Genomic DNA, 15632 nt, shown 5'->3' with positions numbered 1-15632 from the left:
TACCGAATACCCTCTGAAAAAACAACCAGAACGTTTAAAGTAGTTTGACCAATGGCAAAGAAAATTATTAAACGTCGCTACACCGATTTGTCTTATTATTCACCTCTTGAGATTAACGCTTTGTCGGAAAAAAGAGCTGAATTAAAAAGCCGTTTTGGCGCTTACATCACCCAAGCAGCAACACTTTCTAATTTGCCAGAATTTGTGATTGAGTCGGTGATTTTGATTGAAAACGGCCAGTTTCTCAATCCGTCGTTAGTAAATTCATCAGGAGCGGTTGGGTTAATGCAAATCAAAGCCGCAACTGTCACAGACGTGTTGATTCGAGAGAAAAAAACGCGATTGACGGGTACGGAGCGCAACGTTTTACGCCGTTTGGGCGTGGAAGTAACACGACTCGACGGCGCAGCGCCTAAGCTCAAAAATGGCAAAGCCCAAAAGTGGTACTCGTCGGCAGAAGGCTTGTTGGTATCTACGGAACAGCTCAAAAACCCTGAATTGAACATCCTACTAGGAACAATATACCTATCTCAACTTATCGACGAGTTTACGGAAGTAAGCGGCCTCGTAAGAATGGATAAAGTAATTGTGAAATACAATCAAGGTTATTTCTACAAAGCGCCACTTGGGCCAACTACGGCTATTTTTCTTAGGAATTTAAAAAGTACGGAGGCAAAAGCCTATGTGCTTAAAATTGGAGGTAAAAACGGACTACTTGAAGCCTTAGCATAATGAAAACATCACGACTCATAACAGGGATTTTTGTAGGAGCATTGTTCTTCTTGTTCTACTACCTGTGGAAAAACAAATACTTCGCTCTAAATGCACCCAATGCGGGTTCTTCGGCGAACACAGGGATTATCGCTACTGTAACAGGAAGTAGCTATACTCCTACGCCAGTGGGGCCAACGGGGAACGGTACAGGTAATGCCCCTAACTCAGTGACCAATGTAACGGCCAACTTCTCAAACAACCAAGTCGTTATTGGTTGGCTTGCACCCGTGGGCGGCACGGCTCAGACAGGCTATCGAATCTTACGCCGAACGGGGAGCAATGCGTATTCAGTACTCGCCACGGTTGCATCCAGTGGCCTAAGTTACACTGATACAACCGTAAGTGCAGGAGTAACTTATGATTACCAAGTGGTTGCTTATAACAATGTTGGCGACGCCGTGGCATCATCGACCGCAACGGTTGTAGTGCCTGCGTCAAACGCTTACAACATGATGTCAATTGATGTAGCCGAGTCGAGTTGGTCGCCGCAACGTTGGAGAATTACACCGACGGAGCAAAACCGTCCAGCAGGCGCACTTAATTACACGGTTCGTATCAAAGACAGCAATGGCAATCTTGTGTACGACTTTGGTAATCCTGCATCCCTTGATACCGCTCAGTATGCTTCTATTGACTTTACGCCAAACAATCAGTTGGCACCAGTGAACAGCCGCATTACGGTACCTGGGACATATCAAGTAGAATTGACCTGTGGAGCAATCACCCGTTCTAAAGTGGTGGTTTTTAACAGCAACCATTTAATTCTTGCGTAGTGAAAGCAAAAGAGACAAGGATAATAACCGCAAGTGGGGTTGGAGCTTTGGTGATAATTATCGTACTGATTCTGCTACGTTATTTGCGCCAACGCAACTCCCCCTCTATTACGGCCAATGCCGTAGAGGTTCTGACGGTCACGCCTACCAGTAGTAGTGCTTCGGGTTATCCAGTCTCGCCAGTCTTTCCCACAATGAGCGCTTATCTCGTACAATATAAGCCTCCAATACTTCAGAATGGGCAAACGCTTATTGAAGATATTGATTTAGAGGGCATAGTGTTTGGCAAACATTACGACATCAGAGTGATTGCGCCCCCTTGGGATAGCTATAATGGCGTATCAATCCAACTGAATCCAGTAGCGCAGAATTTGATTCGGATAGTTATTGTAAACGAAACTGGGGAAGCCTTAGAGTTGCCCGAATTGACTATATCAGCATTGAAACTTAATTAATTCTTTTTAAATTTTAACAAATCAAACAATGGGAGTAATCAGACACGAGAAGCAGCAGTATGCGACTCCACTTGCACTGACAAATGAAGTGCTTGCACCGACCAACAATGATACGGTGTATATTGAATCGTTGAAACGCACGTTCGATTGGATTGAAGGTAGCACAGCCACGGCTGACAACAATTACGTTATTAGCCAGACTTCTGAGGCGGCAAATGGACGTTGGATTGCGTCAACTGTTGCTTCTGTTTATACAGGAACAGGTAATACCGACGCGCTAGACAATGGTCAAAGTTCAGTTGTTGATATTACCATTGCGGACGTAACCCCGTCTAAAGCAAACCTTATTGTCGTTAGCAACTTCGCCACTTTCCCCTCGAATTTGTTCGTAGTTTCAAAAGAGGTTGTTGCAGACGATACAATCCGCGTTGTAGTCGAAAACCAATCAGGCGGTTCAGTGGCTTCATTTGCCGTGAACATCACTGTTCTTGAGTTTTAAAGCGTAACTGGTCACAAAAATGAGATAGGGGCAAATTTACCCCTATCTCGTTTAACCTTCATTAGACGTGGTAATCAGACATGAGAAAGGGCGATATTCTACAGCAGAAGAGCTAATCAATGAGATATTAGCGCCTACAAATAACGACTTTGTCTATGTTGAAGCGCTCAATAGGGAGTTTCATTGGGTTGCAGGGAATCAGCTCATTGCGGACAATATCTACTTAATTGAACAACTCTCAGTATCTCTATTAGGTAGATGGCAAGCCACAACAGTAGAAGGTAAATACTACGGGGTATCTTATGTAGCAAAGCTGGATGATGGCAATGTCTTCGTATTAGACCTAAGCGTAGAAGGCGTTCTAATTAGTTCAGGAAACATTGTTGCTATTACCAATGCCAATACACTACCCAATGGACTATTAATCACTTCAAAGGAAGTAATTGCAGACGGAATTGTTAGGATTGTTTTAAGAAACAACGCTGGTGTTACTATTAACGCGCTTACAATTAATGTAGCAGTCATCGAAGTAATTAGAGGTGAGTTTAGTACCGATTTCGGTATTGACTTTAACACTTAAAAAAATGAAAATAAGCAAAATCATATCAATACTGGTACTTGCGCTAAGTTATGTGCTTAACACAGAAGCCCAAGTCAGATGGACTATTCAAGATTATTCTACGGTATCCGCGCTACAAAATGAGACGTTAGTGCCACGAAGTACAGATAAGGTCTTTGTGAAAAGCCAAGGTTGCTTGTTTAATTGGAATGGTAGTAGTACAGAAGAAGAAGATACCCTAATTGGGGGAATAATTAAGCAAAACTCAATAACCGTTGGGCGCTGGCAGAAAATGTGCCCTAAATCAATTGCAATAAAATTACAAAACGACCAAAGCACTACCCTTCAAACTCGTACAGATATTGATGGGTTTGTATTTAACGCAATTGCCAATAAAAGGTATAAAATAGAGATTCTTGGTGAGTTTCAATCTGCGGTAGCTACAACAGGATTAATTGTCGCATTCCTGACCAATGGTACAGGCAAAATAATAGGCACCGTGTCTATTCCAATTAATAGAAGTATGATAGCAAGTGGGCTAACGGGGACGATTTATGACATAAGTGCTTCTGGAGGCATAGTAGGGGCCAATCTTGTAAGCACAGGGGTAAGCCCTGTAAATGCTCCGCATTGTTGGCAGGCTACTCTAATTTACGAAAGCACAACCACTGGGACGTTTAAAGTGCAGTTTGCTAGTGAAATAGGAGGAACGGCAGTTACAATGCTCAATAAAACAACGCTCTTTGTTACACAAATTTAACGCACCATGAAAGCCGATAAAAAGGAAAAAGACCGCAACGGTTTGATATGGGTTCTGCTATTATTATTGTTGTTGTTCGCACTAATATGGTGGTGGATAAGACGGTCAAAGAAAGCAACTCCCATTGTCACGGCAGCTTTGCCAATAGAACCCGTAGTAAGTTACAGCAGTTCGGGTAGTACGTATATTCCGCCTGTAACTGGTTCATTCTCCAGCGACTTCAATGATTTAGAATTTAATTAATAGCCATGAAACTACACCTTAGATTATTTGCCTTATTGCTACTGCTAAGTAGCTGCGCAATTGGCCAACAAGTTGTTACAAGAGCGCGAACCGAAACCTTGGTAGATAGCTTATTGCCTACCAATAATGCCAAACTTATCACAGCCGCAAGGTTACAGCTTGCTTTGCGAAAAATATTGGATTACTCAGGCGCGGCCAACATCGGAGCAGGTCAGCTAGGGTTGTCAACCCTAGCACAAGGAGGCGCGGCCACAGGGCAAGTGCTAAAATGGAATGGGACTGCTTGGGTGCCGTCAGCAGATGCCACGGGTGGGAGTCCTGCGTGGGGCGGCATTTCGGGTACACTTAGTACACAAACTGACCTACAAAATGCTTTAAACGCCAAAGAGCCGACAATTACAGCAGGAACAACGGCTCAGTACTGGCGCGGAGACAAAACGTGGACTGCGCTCGACAAAACTGCGGTGGGGCTTGGCAACGTTGACAATACCACCGACTTAAATAAGCCAATCAGTGCCGCTACACAGACCGCTTTAAATGGCAAAGAGCCAATAATTACAGCAGGAACGACAGCTCAGTACTGGCGCGGAGATAAAACGTGGACTGCGCTCGACAAAACCGCCGTGGGACTTGGCAACGTTGATAATACCAGTGATGCCAACAAGCCTATCAGTACTGCCGTAAGTTCTGCACTTTCAGGTAAAGCAAACGCAACACATAATCATCCACCTTCTGACATAACACAAGCAGGCGCGGCAACGGGTCAAGTGCTAAAATGGAACGGTACTACATGGACACCGTCGGCGGATGCCACGGGTGGGAGTCCGACATGGGGCGGCATTTCGGGGACACTCAGTACCCAAACTGACCTACAAAATGCTTTAAACGCCAAAGAGTCCACAATTACAGCAGGAACAACGGCTCAGTTCTGGCGCGGAGATAAAACGTGGAATACACTTGACAAAACCGCCGTGGGGCTTGGTAATGTTGATAATACCAGCGACTTAAATAAGCCAATTAGTACCGCTACACAGACCGCTTTAAATGGGAAAGAACCAACAATTACAGCAGGAACAACGGCTCAGTATAGACGTGGCGACAAAACGTGGCAAACCTTAGACAAAACCGCCGTCGGCCTTTCCAATGTGGATAATACGAGTGACGCCAATAAACCTATCAGTACCGCTGTGCAAACGGCTCTGAATGGCAAATACAGCTATCATTCGGTCGCTCAGGTGCGTGCGTTTGTTGCAGGGGATGTCACAGCAAAACCTAGAGTATTTATTACAGATGTTGGAAAAGAAGGCGAATGGTATTACGATGCTACAGATGTTTCGAGTACAGACAATACAGGTACGGTCTTAGTTACTGCATCGGGAGCAAGGTTTAAAAGAATTGTAACAGGGCCATTTAAACCAGAATGGTTCGGGGGAATGCCCAACGATGCCGTCAACGATGATGCCGCCATTCAAGCTTGTCTTAATTTAGGCAATACGTATATTGGAAAAGGTACGTATTTAATTGCTGGCAATTTGGTGCCGCCCTCAAATCGCATGATTTTTGGTAATGGCACTGAGAGCATATTGAAAGTTAATGCCGACAACTTAAAAGTATTTTATGTGTATAATTCGGGGCAATCCCTAAAAAATATTACAATTCGAGATTTGCAAATTGATGGAGGAGGGCAAACAACTGCGATTACAGCGGGTTTTAAATGGGCGTACGGGGTGTATGTAAGTAATGCGACTGACGTGCGGATAGAAGGATTATACATAAACAAATGTGGTGTAACGCACCCTTCTACACCTACATCAGACAATGGATATGGAGGATTTGGGATTGTTGTAGAAGAACGAAACGGTCATGTAGATAACATTCACATTGAAAACTGCAAAATAACCAACATAGCAGGCGGTGGAATGATAGCAGGTGATGGTATATATGTCGCAGGTTATTCAGCCACGGCATTAAAAGTCCCTCGTAACATTTATGTAAAAAACTGTAGTGTAGAGAATGTCGGTAGGCACTGTTTTACTGTAGCAGGTGAGCGCCCCGAAAGTTATGGTGAGAATGTACATTTCGATGACTGTAATTGTAGAAATGCCGCCTTGTCTGGGCTTGACCTTGAAGAAGGTAGCTATGTAAGTGTTAGAAACTTTAGCGTTGAGAACGCTGGGAACTACACAGTGTATTATAACCCAATAACAGTGTATGGGGCGAACTATCGGCTTTCCGCAGGAATTGCTTATGGGAATGAGTGTTATTACAACACATTTGAAAACGTAAAAATAAAGAAGTCGTACTATGGGATTACGATGGCAGCAGGCGACTTTAATAGTTTTACTAATGTTACTGTAGATAGTAGTACGGTAAAGGACTTAGCACTAGGATTAGCTAGAATTGGGAAAAGTACGGTACTTAAAGATTGCCAGTTTTTAACTCCAAATCTAACAGCCACGGATTTTTATTATGGTATTGGCGAGTGTTATTTACTTGTGCAAAATTGTGTATTCAGTAGCCCTGTAAGCTTTAACGGCATTCAATCGGGGAAATTTGAGAACTGTTTATTCAAAGATAAGGTAACGCTGGCGAGTGTTGAGAATAAAGCTGTTAATTTCCAGAAATGCAAATTTTTAAAAAAAGCCGAGTTTCAAAGTAGTGATTACGGTTTCCATACATTCAACAAGTGTGATTTCCAAACACCTGATTATGGTATCCAATTTAGTGCATTTAATACCTATTGTAGTGATATATTAGTTAGCGAATGTACATTCAATGGAGGGACTCATGGAATACACGCTGTTTGGAACTCACTTAGACATTTGACTATTGAGTCATGTAATTTCTTGGGCAATTCAACTGCGGGGATTTATCACGCAAATTCAGATAATCAAGTACCATTCGCAAAAATTGCGAACAACAACTTCGCAAATACAACAGATGGGATTTCTATTAACCAAGCCGTGAAGTACGCAAAAATCATGGATAATAGGTTTAAGAATATCTCAGGATGGTGCATCAAAAATACGACAATCCTTTCAGGTACAGCAACAACAGATTTGCAAATTCTAAATAACCAAGCCCTTTCAAGTTGTGTAAATGGGATACAAATTGAAGTAGCAACAGGTTCGCACGATTACAATATAATCAACCGAAACAATATGCGAATTTGTACAGGGACGAAGGCCAGTATAAGCGCTGGCAATGCGAATGGGTTTCAAACAGAAAACTTCTTCTAAAAATCACTCCACACCATGTTAGGCACTAAAACAACAACCCTACTTCAAGTAGGCGACATACTCTTTGCCCAAGCAACTGTGTCTGCCCTAGAAAATGGCGTCCCATCAAGGACATTTTTCTCAGGGCAAGAACTGGGCGTCGTTACCAACGCTGGGCGCTCAAGCGGGAACAACACGTTTGTTGACTTCACCGACGCCTACGGACGGGCACTGAGCATCGACAAGCAATTGACCATTCAGCCCCTTGCGTCGGTAGGGTACAAGTCCAATCCAAGCTATAACTACGGATTGACCGCAAACACAAGCCTTGTTTCAGGAGATACAACCCCCAAAGGAGCAAAGACGGGCAACGTAATTGACAAAATCTTGTCAGGCTTAGACTCCGTTGCCCGAATCATCACGGGCGTAAAATCAACAACAGGTAACAGCCAAGACGGAAGCCAATCCGATAGCTCAAGTCAAGGAGGGGTAGTAATTGACGGCGGCAAGCAATTGGATGAGCCAAAGAAAGACAACACCACGTTGTATCTTATTGTCGGAGGGGTCGCTATTGTGGGTGTGACCATTGCGGCTATTTCCTATTTCCGTAAAAAACGCAAAAAAAACCAATAATGAAGCCCGTTGTTGCCATCGTTTCCCAAACCCCGCTGATAGGCTTTGATGCCCTGAAACGTGCGGCCAATGCCGTCCAAATTCAGGTGAGCCGCGACCTAGCTCCGCACTGGGGCGTAGATGCGACAATCAAGGTCTATGAAACCGAATCGCAGGTACCAGCGGGTGAGTGGAAAACGCTCATTAAACCAGTATTGGACGTGGACGTGTACGGGTATCATACAGTTGATGCCAAGGGTGTGCCCATTACGTACTTGCGTTATCAACCCAACTGGACGGTGACGTTAAGCCACGAAATTGTGGAAATGTTGGTGAACCCGTACGGGAATAAAATCATGTCAGGGCACGAGTTCTTTGGCGAGCCAAGAGACAACGACCCGACCAATGACGTAGAATATCTGGTAGAAATAGCCGACCCTAGCCAAACCACAAACGACGGGTACGAAATAGAGGGTGTCAGGGTATCGGACTTCTTTCTACCAGCTTTCTACGACCTAACCTACACCGAAGGGAAACAGTACAGCTTTACAGGAGCCATTAAGCGCCCGTTAAGCTTATCATCGGGCGGGTACATTTCATTCAAACGCCTGGGCGAATGGTATCAAGCGTACAACACGTCGAACGGGATTGTTATCAAGCGTTTGGCTACGGGAGAAACCCTTACCACTGCCCAACAAGCCCGTTTTCAACGTGCCGTCCTGATTGCCTTTGGTGTCGTATCGTTAGGGTTACTCATTTGGAAAATTGTAAAATTCAGAAGACAAAACAATGGCTAGTTATCCACAAGAAGGAACGGTTTTAGTTGCGGCAAAAGACAATGTCCAATTGTACATTAATGCCTCGAAAACGTCCCCGCGTTCTGAGGAGCTTTTTAATACGGGCGAAGTAATTGGAGTTGCTACGGGAGAGCATATAAGCTCTACAGCAGGAAGCTGGATTAAAGTTGCAGTAACTGTTCAAGTACAAAAACGGAATCCTTGGCTGTTGGCCATCCCTGCCGCTGGGCCATTTTTATACGCGTCAACAACCCAAACGAAAGAGGCCACAAGTGAGTTTTGGATGCGCTTAGAAGATGGAGATTTCGTGATTCAAGAAGACGCGTTGACGGATGCAGCAAGTGCAGCCGCTGCGGCGGCGGCAAAAAAAGAAGCTCAAAAACAAGCCCTTATTGATGCGGTCACAAAAGACGGCTCAAACCCAAGCCTAACGGCCAATGGTGGCGGGGTAATGGGCAGTAGTTGGATGTGGTACCTAGTGGGTGGCGTATTGGTTTTTGTGGGGGGACTTGTGGTATGGAAGCTGGGACAAAACAAAAAGCGCCAATCTACGCAACCGTCTAATCCACCACGTCAATTATCTGGAATCAGAAAACCCAAAAGACTAAGAAAATGAACGAAGAAGCTACAGGATTGGCCACAGATGCCGCCATCAACGCCGCCACGGGAGGGACTGGAAGTATTGTTTCGGGGATTGCCCAAGGTTTAGGAGCTATCACATCGAGCGTATTCGGGTGGCTCTCCAACAAGCAAACCACCAAGCAAAAAGAACTTGAAATCCAAAGCCTTGAGCAACAAAAAGCATTACTAGAGGCGCAGGGAGAAATAGAGCAGACCAAACTACTCGCCGCAAAAATTGATGTAGAAAAGCAAGCCCTACTTACTGCCCAAAAAGAAGCAGCAGGCACTAACTACACCAAAGTAGCCATCGTCGGCGGGGTGTTGTTGTTGGCAGGATTTGTCGTCTATATGGTCTTTCGGACACCCAAGCAGCCCAAAGAATCGAAATCTATCCCTAAAGTTGAACCCTTAAAAGCCTAAAACGATGCTAAATGACGAAGGCCGCGCACAGGAAGGAGAAACCGTTCCAAGCGCGGAAGGAGAGGGAGGGAGTACCACCACAACAGGCACAACTACAACTACTACCACAACAGGCGGCAATACCACCAATGGGGCAGTTACGACAATCGTCAATGTTGCCAAAAGTATTTTTGGAAAAGCCGCCGACGCGGGGGCCTTGATTTTGGTCGTTGACCCTAACAATCCAGCTACGCCCAATACACGATATAATGAGGCGAACAATACGATTGAGGTCTATTCGCCGACGTTAGGAAAATGGATCGCTGTAACTGTTCAGCTCAAGAACTCTAACATAGATTTGAGTGACTTTTCGCTAAAAGAAATACAATCCTACCTTTCGTCAGGGACGCCATTTCCGAAATTCCCACTATTAAAAGACGTGGTAAAAAGTGCGGCAAAGGTGGAAACGGAATCACCTTCGACCAAATGGGTTTGGTGGGGGATTGGTAGCGTAGCTATTCTTGGTGGGTTGTTTGTCGTCTATCGCATAAGCCGTAAAAAAGCTAAAAACCAACAGCCATGATTATTGCATTTGAGAACTACAAAGCGTCTTCTAGTGCCATTGTGGGTCAGGTTATCCGCAAAGTGCAAGGCCACGATTATGTCCATGTAGAGTTGATTTTTGAGCAACACGGCTGGGCAACGCTGTCGGCAAGGCGGAAAGAAGACGGGGTGTATATCAAGCCCTATCAGGATGTCTATACCCATCCAGAATTATGGGTAGGGTATCGGCTTCCTATTCAATACGAAGCCGACCTGTATCAACGGGCTATGCAGGAAGTAGGCAAAGAGTTTAATTACCGTGGGATATTTGACAGCCAAGTTCTACGCAAAGCTACTTCTCATCCCGACAATCGGTTTTGCTCTGAAGTGGTCTATGCCCTGCTAAAAAGTGCAGCAATACCCTTTCCCGACGTGCAGCCAAACACCGTAACCCCAAAAATATTGCACCAATGGGTGCAGCAGTTGCAATACCCAACTGTCCAGCTCCCTGCCAATCCATTATAGTCTCATTATTTTACCCCCCACACCCAACACAAATGAAAAAAATCATTGAAGCTATCTCAGACCGTACCCCTCTGTTTTTTGCCAGATTGGCCGCTTTCTCAGTTGCGCTTGGGGTAATTAGCACAGGTCTTGCCAACGCGCCTGCCGATTTGCGTGACGCTTATCCCTCAGAAGTGACCCAAGCCGCTCAGTATTTTAGCTGGATGGCGTGGCTCTTAAACCTCCTTTGTATTTCCCAACGAGAATACCTAAGAGCAGATGATAAAGAAGATGACGAACAAGCCCCTGACAACAACTAGCCATGCAAGAATCAATCACACAAGTTCTAGTTGCGGTATGTTCGGGAGGGATTGTCGCACTTGGTTCACTCATGCTACGTATTCACAGTAGCATTACAGAACTTCAAACATGGAGACGAATTTTTGAAGAAAATCAACATCGTCAGTACGAACGTATTGAAGAGACGTTGATGGAAATCAAAAATGACATGAAGCAACTTACAGAACGTTTTCACTCCAAATAAAATGGAACTCATCTTACTCCGAACCTACTATCCAGAGGGGACAAACGGCCAGTTGATGGAAAATGAAAAACCAGTAAGCTGCACCATTGAACTCCCGTGGAAGAACAATGAAAAGCAGAAGTCTTGTATTCCAGAAGGCAGCTATTTGCTAAAGAAATTCCAATCAAAAAAACACGGGTTAGTACTGGAAGTGTGCAACGTGCCAAACCGAAGCGCCATTCTAATTCACAAAGCGAACGATGCTAAAAAACAGCTTCTTGGCTGTATTGGCCCCGTGACAACGCTGGATAAAAAGAGAATGGGCGTCGGATGGAATAGCGGCAAAGCCCTAGCCGCAATACTGTCAATTGCGATTCCAGCGATTGAGAAAGGTGAAGAAGTAGTATTAACGATAAAAAAAGCATGAACCGAAATTCCACCCTATTATTGGCTTTGCTGACAATGACCATCATAACAGTGATTGTGACGTATCTTCGGAGAAAGAGAACGTCCACCGTACAGCCATCCAACGAGAATGAAACGACACCCATCACCGTCAGCTCAGGAAGTAGTTACACGGGCGGGGGTAGTGTTGCACCTCCTGCCAACGGATTTACCATTACGGGAATCGGGCAAGTGGTGACGGGAGCCAACCCCAAACAGTCGTATCATACCGTGGCCGCTCCTGCCAGAGTTATCAATATTGATACCACGCCCGACGGCAGTTACCCTTGCAGTGTGACCATCAACGGCCACACCGAAACATTCACGTTGGATTTCCGCCCAACGGGCTACCCTGCCATCTATTTTAATCCAACCACGCCAGTGTGGGGAATTACAGCGGCGGGCACCTACCCCGTGAGCGTATCCATCACCATTTCGGGCGTTGTTTATACCAACACCACAAACACAGTCGTAACCAATAAAGACCTTGGGATAGTTGACGGTGGTGACGGCGGGCCAGTGGTGGATAACAATGAGGCAGTAGCCAGTACTTTTCGTACTGACCTGATTAACATTGAGAAGAACAACACGACGGGGCTGTGGTCAGATACCGTACCCGATTCGATTGGCGGATACGTGGCTTACTATTTCGTGAATGGTGTGCCATACCTAAACCCTGACGGAAGCCGTAAGAAGTTCGAGAACGAGACGTTACGTGCGGGTAGTTTGGTGCAGATTGCCAAAATGTTCCTTCACCCAAATTACTATTCAAGCTACGCCGATTGGTTGGCGAATGGTTGGAAAACCAAAATCAAAGTAGGGAACGATTACCCGAACGATTGGTGGGCGGGTAATTATGCCCAACAAGACCTGACAATTGGCCTTCCAAATAACTCTTAATTATCCACACCATGACACTCACACGCTTAAACATACCTAGTTGGTTTCGCTGTTCTTTCCCCCTTCAAATCGCCAATGCTCCCGTAATAGGGGCAGGTGGAACGGGTAAAATAGCTGCTATTCACGCCCTAGATGCCGAAATAGCACACTCCGTTAAGTTTGCCCGAGGTTATACCCATTTGCCCCTGATTTGGGAAAATGACTTAACACCTGAGCAAAGATGTTACGTTTTGCTTTCCGACATCTTTCCTGGAGTTGGGCACAGCGACAACCAAATCAATTCCGCCGCCGATGCGTTGGCAACTCGTATCAATGCCCAATCGTGTTTTGGCGACCAATTTGCGGAGGGGGGAAGTAACGTCGTACCGCACGATAATTATTTTGTCGTAGCCGAGAAGTTTTACCGTCGCCTGTGCCAGAACAAAGGATTGGCAGGGGCCGCCGCTCATAATTGGATGTGTACCTACGATACCAAAAACGCGAACTTTGCGGAGTACTTTAAGGTGTTCAACGGTAGTGGCAATTCTGAACCTTTGCACCCCTATTTCACGGGGGCATTGGCAAGCCAAGCGGGTGCCCGTAAAAAAGGCTTTATCGAAAACGGCGTTCAAAAAGACGACCCCTTCTTTACTTCGGGGTTACACCAGTGGACAAACGCGTTCACAATGGCTTTGTGGGCCAATGATTTGGACGTAAAACATTGGCTGTTCAGTTGGATATTTGAAGCCCAACGTAAATACGCCTCAAAAGCCGATTTCCGTACCGTGGTTTATACGTCGCCGTGGGCGCAAAGTTTGGCAACGCCCGTCAACGAACACCACAAAAACCCGGGTTGGATTCGGGAGCGAAACGGTGGGTATTGGAAAAGCCCCAACTGGCACGTATTGCCAATGGAAATGATGCTTTGGTGTGGCTTCTTTGGTTGTTTGCTCACCGAAGGAGTATATATGTGGGATGCGGGGTTGAACTTCAGTAGCAACATTGCCAATGACCGTATTGACCCGTATGCTCCTGCCGAAACGTGGGTAAGCACTGGTGGCAACGAACCAGCGCGGCAACCCAACGGTGAGCCATACTACCCCAAGTTCCCGCGCACGGGAGCCGATGCCATCATGGTGGGTGTGCATTGGTGGAATCAAATAAAAGGAATCGTCAATGCGTCCACGGGGATTGCTTACGCGCCCTACACATCCAACGGCAGCGCGGTGAGCGTTCGACCGGGCGACCCCCGACTATTCAGACGAGGTTTCCAAAACTTTGGTCAGGACACTATTTTGCATCTTGCCAATGCGCAAAAAGGCTTGGCGCTCGCCTGCCAAGGCGCTGGCAAAACGTTCTTGTGCTACGTAAATCCGTACGTGCCTTCGACAATAAAGGAGAATATCACGGTAACGTTCAACGGCATAAACTACCCCCTTGGAAACTTAGAAGGAGCAACGCTGCACCCTTTCGTATTCGAGTAATGAAAACAAATAATCATGGGCTACTTGCATCAGTAGCCCTTACATTTCTCTCCCTCACATGGCTACTACTAATACTGCTCCAAAACTTACGCTAGTTGGAATCATCTTGTCTTCGGTATTTGCCGCCGCCACCTGTGTATGTGGGATAGGTTGGCATAATCAAATCAAGAAAGCCCAAACGGCAGAACAACGCTGTAAAGCACTTACTGATTCCCTTATCTACTGCCAAAATGAAGCCGTTCAAAAGTGCATTGAATCCAACCGCCAATTACAAGATTGGTACCAGGAGCAACAGCAGCAGACTAAGCGCGAAATGGAGGCTATTCGTAACAATAAGCCTTCTTGGCTTCGCTAAATTTCTACTTGCTATGGCAGCTCTTACCTATGCCGACTACTTAAATGCGGCGAAGAAACTCAATGTTGAAGTTGCGGCCATCAGGGCCGTTGCGGATGTCGAATCGTCAGGGGATGGGTTCGACGTGATGGGAAACCTTAAAAAACGTTTTGAACCCTCGTGGTTTCAGCGTTTAGCGGGTCGTTCGGCTAGTTCTTATTCCGAAGCCTACGCCATCAATCCGACAATGGCCATGCAGGCAACCTCGTGGGGGAAGTTTCAAGTAATGGGCTTCAACTACAAAGAAGCTGGATACAGCAGCGTAGCGGCAATGGTGAACAGCTATTCCAAAAGTGAGAAGAATCAGTTAGATAGCTTTGTGACGCTTATAAAATCGTGGGGGTTGGAAGATGAACTACGTAGTCGCAACTGGAGCGCGTTCGCCTACCGTTACAATGGCCCCAACTATGCTCAGGGTGGATACCATACCAAAATGGCTGACCGCTACGCCAAATACGCCGCTGACCCAAGCCAAAACCTGATTTTCGGTTACACGGCCAGTAGTCTTGGGCTGGGCTTCGCACTATTGATTTTAATAGGTGGAAGCGGCTATTTGGCCTATGAAAAAGGACTTTTAAAACAATTCAAATTTCTGAGAAAATGAGACGCTTACCGCCTTGGTTGCAAATTCTACTGACGCTCTTTGTCGTAGGGAGCGCAGTGATGAGCCTGTTGGCAAATTACCTGACTGTGAAACAGTACTACGAAGAAAAACAAAATCAAAAACAGCCATGAAAATCTTGTTACCCTTATTGCTCCTAACCATTGGCGCGGCACACGCCCAATCAGTGCCGATGGTGCAGGGGCAACCATTCCCTTTTCGAGAAGGGATTGCAATGAGTAAAGCCACTGCCGACAGTACCCGTGGCTATGTGGGCATATTGGAGGATAGCTTACTCGCTATAAAACGGGAGCGAGTGGATTTGAGATTCCAACTGTCCTCATTAGCAAAAGAACGAGGAGAGTATAGTAAAGCGCTCGCTCTATGCCAAACCCAATTTGACAATCAGTGGAAGGAGCAAGCGCGATTGACCAAAGAAATAGAGAAGCAAACGACAAAAGTAAAAAGCCGATTCTGGATAGGCACCACCGCAGGCATTGCAATAGCGTTTGTGGTCAGCTCAATATTGAAAAAGTGAAGTATATTACAA

Annotated in this window: 23 protein-coding genes; all 23 read left to right on the top strand. The window is 45.7% G+C overall.

Features of this window, described 5'->3' with window-relative positions; all coding sequences use genetic code 11:
- Positions 1-51: 51 nt before the first annotated feature.
- The 23 genes from K339_RS0105830 (at position 52) to K339_RS0105720 (ending at position 15620) form a co-directional block, all read left to right on the top strand.
- The gene (locus K339_RS0105830) at positions 52-732 is read left to right on the top strand and encodes a hypothetical protein (RefSeq protein ID WP_028522775.1); all 681 of its coding nucleotides are present in this window, start codon (positions 52-54) and stop codon (positions 730-732) included.
- Positions 732-1547 carry a fibronectin type III domain-containing protein gene (locus tag K339_RS0105825; RefSeq protein WP_028522774.1) on the top strand — a complete coding sequence of 272 codons (816 nt, stop codon included), beginning with the start codon at positions 732-734 and terminating at the stop codon, positions 1545-1547. The genes K339_RS0105830 and K339_RS0105825 overlap by 1 nt, the downstream gene beginning before the upstream one ends.
- Positions 1547-2002: a hypothetical protein gene (locus K339_RS0105820; RefSeq protein WP_028522773.1), complete on the top strand. Its 456-nt coding sequence runs from the start codon at positions 1547-1549 to the stop codon at positions 2000-2002. The genes K339_RS0105825 and K339_RS0105820 overlap by 1 nt, the downstream gene beginning before the upstream one ends.
- A 28-nt stretch (positions 2003-2030) precedes the next feature.
- The gene (locus tag K339_RS0105815; RefSeq protein WP_028522772.1) at positions 2031-2501 is read left to right on the top strand and encodes a hypothetical protein; all 471 of its coding nucleotides are present in this window, start codon (positions 2031-2033) and stop codon (positions 2499-2501) included.
- Positions 2502-2568: 67 nt separating this feature from the next.
- Entirely contained in the window at positions 2569-3081 is a 513-nt protein-coding gene (locus K339_RS0105810) for a hypothetical protein (protein WP_028522771.1), read from the top strand.
- 4 nt (positions 3082-3085) lie between these two features.
- Positions 3086-3820 (top strand): hypothetical protein, encoded by a 735-nt coding sequence (locus K339_RS0105805; RefSeq protein WP_028522770.1) that lies wholly within the window; start codon positions 3086-3088, stop codon positions 3818-3820.
- A gap of 6 nt (positions 3821-3826) precedes the next feature.
- A complete protein-coding gene (locus K339_RS0105800; protein WP_028522769.1) occupies positions 3827-4063 on the top strand; it encodes a hypothetical protein in 237 nt (78 codons plus the stop codon).
- Positions 4064-4068: 5 nt separating this feature from the next.
- Positions 4069-7302 carry a putative phage tail protein gene (locus K339_RS35765; protein ID WP_051397828.1) on the top strand — a complete coding sequence of 1078 codons (3234 nt, stop codon included), beginning with the start codon at positions 4069-4071 and terminating at the stop codon, positions 7300-7302.
- Positions 7303-7317: 15 nt separating this feature from the next.
- Positions 7318-7914: a hypothetical protein gene (locus K339_RS0105790; RefSeq protein WP_028522768.1), complete on the top strand. Its 597-nt coding sequence runs from the start codon at positions 7318-7320 to the stop codon at positions 7912-7914.
- Positions 7914-8690, top strand: a complete 777-nt coding sequence (locus K339_RS32675) for a hypothetical protein (protein WP_028522767.1) — start codon at positions 7914-7916, stop codon at positions 8688-8690. The genes K339_RS0105790 and K339_RS32675 overlap by 1 nt, the downstream gene beginning before the upstream one ends.
- Positions 8683-9306, top strand: coding sequence for a hypothetical protein (locus tag K339_RS0105780; RefSeq protein WP_028522766.1), 624 nt, complete (start codon positions 8683-8685; stop codon positions 9304-9306). The genes K339_RS32675 and K339_RS0105780 overlap by 8 nt, the downstream gene beginning before the upstream one ends.
- The gene (locus tag K339_RS0105775; protein ID WP_028522765.1) at positions 9303-9731 is read left to right on the top strand and encodes a hypothetical protein; all 429 of its coding nucleotides are present in this window, start codon (positions 9303-9305) and stop codon (positions 9729-9731) included. Before K339_RS0105780 ends, K339_RS0105775 begins: the two co-directional genes overlap by 4 nt.
- Positions 9732-9735: 4 nt before the next feature.
- Positions 9736-10293, top strand: coding sequence for a hypothetical protein (locus tag K339_RS0105770; protein ID WP_028522764.1), 558 nt, complete (start codon positions 9736-9738; stop codon positions 10291-10293).
- Positions 10290-10778 (top strand): hypothetical protein, encoded by a 489-nt coding sequence (locus tag K339_RS0105765; RefSeq protein ID WP_028522763.1) that lies wholly within the window; start codon positions 10290-10292, stop codon positions 10776-10778. The genes K339_RS0105770 and K339_RS0105765 overlap by 4 nt, the downstream gene beginning before the upstream one ends.
- Before the next feature lie 32 nt (positions 10779-10810).
- Positions 10811-11077, top strand: coding sequence for a hypothetical protein (locus K339_RS0105760; RefSeq protein ID WP_028522762.1), 267 nt, complete (start codon positions 10811-10813; stop codon positions 11075-11077).
- Positions 11078-11079: 2 nt separating this feature from the next.
- Positions 11080-11301, top strand: a complete 222-nt coding sequence (locus tag K339_RS36970; protein WP_157607483.1) for a hypothetical protein — start codon at positions 11080-11082, stop codon at positions 11299-11301.
- Position 11302: 1 nt separating this feature from the next.
- Complete coding sequence (locus K339_RS0105750; protein ID WP_028522761.1) at positions 11303-11707, top strand: DUF5675 family protein; 405 nt, start codon at positions 11303-11305, stop codon at positions 11705-11707.
- Positions 11704-12624, top strand: a complete 921-nt coding sequence (locus tag K339_RS0105745; RefSeq protein ID WP_157607482.1) for a hypothetical protein — start codon at positions 11704-11706, stop codon at positions 12622-12624. The genes K339_RS0105750 and K339_RS0105745 overlap by 4 nt, the downstream gene beginning before the upstream one ends.
- Before the next feature lie 11 nt (positions 12625-12635).
- A complete protein-coding gene (locus tag K339_RS0105740; RefSeq protein ID WP_028522759.1) occupies positions 12636-14087 on the top strand; it encodes a hypothetical protein in 1452 nt (483 codons plus the stop codon).
- A gap of 58 nt (positions 14088-14145) precedes the next feature.
- Positions 14146-14442: a hypothetical protein gene (locus K339_RS37450; RefSeq protein WP_028522758.1), complete on the top strand. Its 297-nt coding sequence runs from the start codon at positions 14146-14148 to the stop codon at positions 14440-14442.
- Positions 14443-14455: 13 nt separating this feature from the next.
- Positions 14456-15085 carry an N-acetylmuramidase family protein gene (locus tag K339_RS32670; RefSeq protein ID WP_051397827.1) on the top strand — a complete coding sequence of 210 codons (630 nt, stop codon included), beginning with the start codon at positions 14456-14458 and terminating at the stop codon, positions 15083-15085.
- Positions 15082-15216: a hypothetical protein gene (locus K339_RS37985; RefSeq protein ID WP_262505805.1), complete on the top strand. Its 135-nt coding sequence runs from the start codon at positions 15082-15084 to the stop codon at positions 15214-15216. The genes K339_RS32670 and K339_RS37985 overlap by 4 nt, the downstream gene beginning before the upstream one ends.
- The gene (locus K339_RS0105720; RefSeq protein WP_157607481.1) at positions 15213-15620 is read left to right on the top strand and encodes a hypothetical protein; all 408 of its coding nucleotides are present in this window, start codon (positions 15213-15215) and stop codon (positions 15618-15620) included. The genes K339_RS37985 and K339_RS0105720 overlap by 4 nt, the downstream gene beginning before the upstream one ends.
- The last annotated feature ends 12 nt before the right edge of the window (positions 15621-15632 follow it).

Source organism: Runella limosa DSM 17973, assembly GCF_000482465.1.
Classification (GTDB): Bacteria; Bacteroidota; Bacteroidia; order Cytophagales; family Spirosomataceae; genus Runella; species Runella limosa.
The sequence above is the reverse complement of the archived record's forward strand: the minus strand, read 5'-3'. Positions and strand labels throughout refer to the sequence as shown.

What these genes read in the sequence shown, in the direction of transcription:
- K339_RS0105790 (WP_028522768.1), top strand. Translation starts at nt 7,318, where the DNA reads ATGTTAGGCACTAAAACAACAACCCTACTTCAAGTAGGCGACATACTC.
- K339_RS32675 (WP_028522767.1), top strand. Translation starts at nt 7,914, where the DNA reads ATGAAGCCCGTTGTTGCCATCGTTTCCCAAACCCCGCTGATAGGCTTT.
- K339_RS0105805 (WP_028522770.1), top strand. Translation starts at nt 3,086, where the DNA reads ATGAAAATAAGCAAAATCATATCAATACTGGTACTTGCGCTAAGTTAT.
- K339_RS32670 (WP_051397827.1), top strand. Translation starts at nt 14,456, where the DNA reads ATGGCAGCTCTTACCTATGCCGACTACTTAAATGCGGCGAAGAAACTC.
- K339_RS35765 (WP_051397828.1), top strand. Translation starts at nt 4,069, where the DNA reads ATGAAACTACACCTTAGATTATTTGCCTTATTGCTACTGCTAAGTAGC.
- K339_RS36970 (WP_157607483.1), top strand. Translation starts at nt 11,080, where the DNA reads ATGCAAGAATCAATCACACAAGTTCTAGTTGCGGTATGTTCGGGAGGG.
- K339_RS37985 (WP_262505805.1), top strand. Translation starts at nt 15,082, where the DNA reads ATGAGACGCTTACCGCCTTGGTTGCAAATTCTACTGACGCTCTTTGTC.
- K339_RS0105800 (WP_028522769.1), top strand. Translation starts at nt 3,827, where the DNA reads ATGAAAGCCGATAAAAAGGAAAAAGACCGCAACGGTTTGATATGGGTT.
- K339_RS0105770 (WP_028522764.1), top strand. Translation starts at nt 9,736, where the DNA reads ATGCTAAATGACGAAGGCCGCGCACAGGAAGGAGAAACCGTTCCAAGC.
- K339_RS0105750 (WP_028522761.1), top strand. Translation starts at nt 11,303, where the DNA reads ATGGAACTCATCTTACTCCGAACCTACTATCCAGAGGGGACAAACGGC.
- K339_RS0105825 (WP_028522774.1), top strand. Translation starts at nt 732, where the DNA reads ATGAAAACATCACGACTCATAACAGGGATTTTTGTAGGAGCATTGTTC.
- K339_RS0105720 (WP_157607481.1), top strand. Translation starts at nt 15,213, where the DNA reads ATGAAAATCTTGTTACCCTTATTGCTCCTAACCATTGGCGCGGCACAC.
- K339_RS0105815 (WP_028522772.1), top strand. Translation starts at nt 2,031, where the DNA reads ATGGGAGTAATCAGACACGAGAAGCAGCAGTATGCGACTCCACTTGCA.
- K339_RS37450 (WP_028522758.1), top strand. Translation starts at nt 14,146, where the DNA reads ATGGCTACTACTAATACTGCTCCAAAACTTACGCTAGTTGGAATCATC.
- K339_RS0105740 (WP_028522759.1), top strand. Translation starts at nt 12,636, where the DNA reads ATGACACTCACACGCTTAAACATACCTAGTTGGTTTCGCTGTTCTTTC.
- K339_RS0105765 (WP_028522763.1), top strand. Translation starts at nt 10,290, where the DNA reads ATGATTATTGCATTTGAGAACTACAAAGCGTCTTCTAGTGCCATTGTG.
- K339_RS0105780 (WP_028522766.1), top strand. Translation starts at nt 8,683, where the DNA reads ATGGCTAGTTATCCACAAGAAGGAACGGTTTTAGTTGCGGCAAAAGAC.
- K339_RS0105760 (WP_028522762.1), top strand. Translation starts at nt 10,811, where the DNA reads ATGAAAAAAATCATTGAAGCTATCTCAGACCGTACCCCTCTGTTTTTT.
- K339_RS0105775 (WP_028522765.1), top strand. Translation starts at nt 9,303, where the DNA reads ATGAACGAAGAAGCTACAGGATTGGCCACAGATGCCGCCATCAACGCC.
- K339_RS0105830 (WP_028522775.1), top strand. Translation starts at nt 52, where the DNA reads ATGGCAAAGAAAATTATTAAACGTCGCTACACCGATTTGTCTTATTAT.
- K339_RS0105745 (WP_157607482.1), top strand. Translation starts at nt 11,704, where the DNA reads ATGAACCGAAATTCCACCCTATTATTGGCTTTGCTGACAATGACCATC.